The 4576-nt window shown below is 30.5% G+C and carries 3 protein-coding genes; all 3 read right to left on the reverse strand.

Translation table 11 applies throughout. The features are described from left to right. Positions 1-204 precede the first annotated feature (204 nt). The gene (locus tag ACI3VO_RS06720) at positions 205-1572 is read right to left on the reverse strand and encodes an MATE family efflux transporter (protein WP_439757166.1); all 1368 of its coding nucleotides are present in this window, start codon (positions 1570-1572) and stop codon (positions 205-207) included. 36 nt (positions 1573-1608) lie between these two features. Beyond that, on the reverse strand, positions 1609-3270 hold the full coding sequence (gene cplR / locus ACI3VO_RS06725) for an ABC-F type ribosomal protection protein CplR (RefSeq protein ID WP_439757167.1): 1662 nt from the start codon (positions 3268-3270) through the stop codon (positions 1609-1611). A 423-nt stretch (positions 3271-3693) separates the two neighbouring features. Further along, the coding region (locus tag ACI3VO_RS06730; protein ID WP_439757168.1) for an amidohydrolase family protein at positions 3694-4576 on the reverse strand (883 nt) is incomplete at its 5' end.

Genomic DNA, 4576 nt, shown 5'->3' on the forward strand with positions numbered 1-4576 from the left:
AAGTGCATAAGAGAAAATTTTATTTTCTACTTACACACTTTATCTTACACTCCCTATAAATTCCAATTTAGGTTTATAAGTAAATTCTTAATTATAAACTATTGCCAACGAAAATAAAAATATGGATATCTTATTATTTTTTAAGATATCCATATAATATGTTAAATTTAAATTTTTTAGTATTTATTTGTAACCCCTATAAGCTTATATTGCTTCACGTTTTAATTCTTCTATCTGTCTGTTTTCGCTATCTATTTTTCTCATTTTTACATAATAGGTAATCATAAGAGGTACGGCTGCTGATATCCATGCAATCGGATCAGCTAAACATATACCTATATATCCTATAAACTTAGGCAATGTAAATGCAACTAAAGCCCTTGCACATAATTCAAAAAATCCCGCCATCATAGGTACAAATGATTGCCCCATTCCTTGAAGCGCATTTCTGTACACAAATATAAATCCAAGTGGTATAAAGAACATCGCACTGTAATTTAAAACCTGTTGTGCATAGTTAAAAATTTCTTGAGTTGGATTTTCTATAAACAGCATTACAAAATATTTGCCAAGACTGAATAATGCAAAGGCTGAGATTATACTAGTTACTATTGAAACTACATTCATTATTCTCATTCCGTGTTTTATACGATCAAATCTTCTAGCACCTAAATTTTGCCCTGCATAAGTAGCCATTGTAACTCCGAATGAAATCGATGGCTGCATAACTAATTGCTGTACCTTTGATGCTGCTGTATAAGATGCGATTACTGTAGCTCCAAATGTGTTTATAGCACTTTGAACTATGATTATTCCTACAGCTGTAACTGAAAATTGCATAGACATCGGTATAGCAATTTTTAAATGTGTTGAATAGTAGCTTCCTTCAACCTTGAAATCTTCTTTTCTAAGTCTAAGTATTTTGTATTTGCTGTAGCTGTATATCAAACACAATATCGCTGAAACCCCTTGGGCTATATTTGTAGCATATGCTGCTCCTGCAACTCCCATTTTAAAGTTTACTATAAAAACTAAGTCTAAGACTACATTTAAAAGTGAAGCTAGTATCAAGAAATAAAGTGGAGTCCTGCTATCTCCCAAAGCTCTCAATATACCAGCTGACATATTGTACGCTGTTTGAGTTATTATACCAGCGTAAATTATTGTTATATATATTTTCGCATCGTCGTAAATACTATCTGGTGTATTCATCATATTTAGAAGCGGTTTTATTATTAACAGAGCAATTATAGTAATTATTAGAGTTAAAACTATAGTCAGTGTGATGTTACTTGCAACTGCTTTTTTTACGCCCTTTTCATCCTTTGCCCCGAATTTTTGTGATACTAATACTGAAAAACCACTCGTAAGTCCTAAAATCAGACCATTTACCAAGAAAAACATGGAATTACATGCGCCTAATGCTGCAAGTGCGTTAACTCCTACAAATCTTCCTACTATTATAGTATCTACCATACTGTATAGTTGTTGGAATACATTACCGATTAATAGCGGTATTGTAAAGTATATAAATAATTTTAAGGGATTACCCTTTGTCATATCATTTGTCATACATACCCTCCCATTTGTATTAATTTAAAAAATATTTTATCTCAGCTTTTTCAATTTATCTGAGATCTCATCAAATTCCTTTTCGTATTTTTCCTTTAACTCTTTATCTGTCTCCATACATATCATAGAAATTAAATTGCTGAGTCTATTTTCTAAAAGAAGTATTTCATTGCTGTTTTTTTGATCTTCTTTATTAAGTTTTTCTTTGTTTTTTTCTTCTATATAATTGTCGTAGCTTCCAGAAAACTGTATTATTTTTTTGTCCTTTATTTCTAAGAAATAATCACAGATATTTTCTATAAAATGCTTGTCATGAGATACTACTATCATCGTCTTTTCTGTGTTTTTCAATGCGTCTTCTAGCGATTTCATTGAAATAATATCTAGATAATTAGTAGGCTCATCTAAAATCAATAGATTATTGTCCTCAAGTATCACCTTGCATAAAGCGACCTTGACTCTTTCTCCTCCACTTAAATCCTCAACCTTCTTGTAAACTTCATCCTCTCTAAATCCAAATAGACTTAAATTTATTCTTATAAATGTCTCATTGTAAGAGGAATTGTATTTTACATTTTCTAAAATTGATTTTTCTTCATTTAGTGTATCTTGATTTTGTGAGAAATATCCTATTTTAACTTTATTGTTGATTTTTATATCTTTGATGTCTAGATTTTCTATTTTACTTGAATCTATAATTTTTTTCAATAGAGTTGTCTTTCCGCTTCCATTTGGTCCTAATAAAGCTATTTTTTTATTTCTCTTGATTTTAAATGACACACCTTCAAGAAGTAATTTATCTCCAGCCTTTAAATCTAAATTATTTACTTCTATCAAATTCTTGCTTACAATCTCCATGCCTTCTTGTATATGAATTTTAATAGGTTCTATTTCCTTAACCTTCTCTTTTATTTCTAATTTTTCAATTCTAGTCGATATCGCCTTTATATTTTTGTCTAGCTTTCTTTTATTGCCTTGGCCTCCCATTTTGTGAAGTCTCGCTTCAGAGTTTCCCATTCTTTTTGGAGTTTTTCTGATATTATTTCTAGTTTGGATTTTACCCTCAATAGCTTTTTCGAGTCTGTTTTTTTCTGAAATATATTGATTATATTCAAATTCCTGTCTTGATTTTTCTGCATTCTTTAATTTTAGATAGTTGGTATAATTGCCTTTGTATGATTTTATTTTTGAATCCTCTATTTGGACAATAGTAGTACATAGAGCATCTAAAACCTCTCTATCATGAGATACTATAAGCAAAGCACCTTCATGCTTTTTAAGCATATCCGTCAATACCTCAATACTTTCTTTATCTAAATTAGAGGTAGGTTCATCAGCTATAATTAACTTTTTATTATCTTTCAAAGCATTTACTATTTTCACCTTTATTTTCTCTCCACCAGATAAAAATTCTTCATATTTATCTGGTGCATTTAGTAAACCTTTGATTTTATTGCCTCCATAGCTTTGAGCTTCGTCTCCAATTTGACTTATATATGAATAGCTGTCTGTTAAGCTTACTTCGCCACTATCTATCTCAATTTCTCCAATTACAGCTTTTATAAATGTGCTCTTACCTACTCCATTTTCTCCAATTAAGCCTATTCTATCTCCTTCATTTATTTCAAATTTATCGATATCCAAAACAAGTCTATCTGCATAATATTTTTTTAGATTTTTAACCTTTAACAACGACATAAAAAAACCCTCCTTATTATCGCTCAAATAAAGAGAGTTATTATTTCCAAAATAATTGCACGCACCAAAAATAACTGCACACAAAATAAATGTATCCGAAAACACAATTCAATGCATAATGAAGCTATAATTTACTCTCTTTATATTTAAGCACCACAAAAATACCTTCGTAAATCGGTATAAAATTTTATAATACTCTTTTATATGAAGTAAATTACATTCTCATTGTCCCGCATCCTTGCCCTTTCTTATCAATGTAGCATATAAACTACTCGATTTATATTTTAGCACTTTTAATGTAAATTGACTATATATTTATTTTTTATTTTATTTACAGTTTTATCCAAATTAAATTTGGAGTAGAAATATTTTTATTAAATAATTTCTACTCCAATATATAATTTGTTATGTGGGCATATATTTTTAAATAAGTGGTCTATAAACTAATTCTCCGCCTTTATATGTATACTCTACATTTTTAACATTATTTATATCGTCTAATGGATCACCTTCTATAACTACAATATCAGCTATTTTTCCTTCTTCCAATGTACCAGCTATATCATCTATTCCCAATAGCTCTGCTCCTTTTTTAGTTGCACATACAAGTGTATCCATCTCACTCATTCCTGAAATTGTATAAAGATATAATTCTGTTGCAAATGCATATGTATCAGGATTTGTATAAGGGCAACCTGAATCTGTACCAACTGCTAATTTTACACCTTTTGATATAGCTACCTTTAAAGCATTTCGAACTTTAATTTGTGCTTGAGCTGCCTTTTCCTTCATAGGATTACTTGAATCCATATATGTAGATTCATTTAAAGTAACTACTGCTGTTGGTATGTACCAAGTTCCTTGCTTCACCATAATTTCAGCTACTTTATCGTCCAAATCGTATCCATGCTCAACACAAGTAAGTCCTGCTTCTAAACATTGTAACAATGCATTGTAATTCATTATATGTGCACATGTAGGTGTATCAAAAGCTCTACCAACATCACAAATAGCTTGAATTTGCTCTTTTGAAAGCTGAACATTTGTGGATGGACCTATTCCTATAACTCCTGAAGTAGGCATCAATTTTATCCAATCGACTTTTTTCTTGCATAGAGTTCTCGCTGCCTTCAAAGCTTCTCCTACTGTATCGACCTCTATACCTATATCACAGCAGTGACCTCCTGTTATACAAATTGGTCTACCTGTTGCAAATATTCTAGGTGCTTTGATTTCACCCTTTTTAACTAATTCACGTAATTTTATATCTGCATCATGTCCAGTACCTACAGATCTTATAGTCGTT

Source organism: Intestinibacter sp. (genome assembly GCF_051866655.1).
GTDB lineage: Bacteria > Bacillota > Clostridia > Peptostreptococcales > Peptostreptococcaceae > Intestinibacter.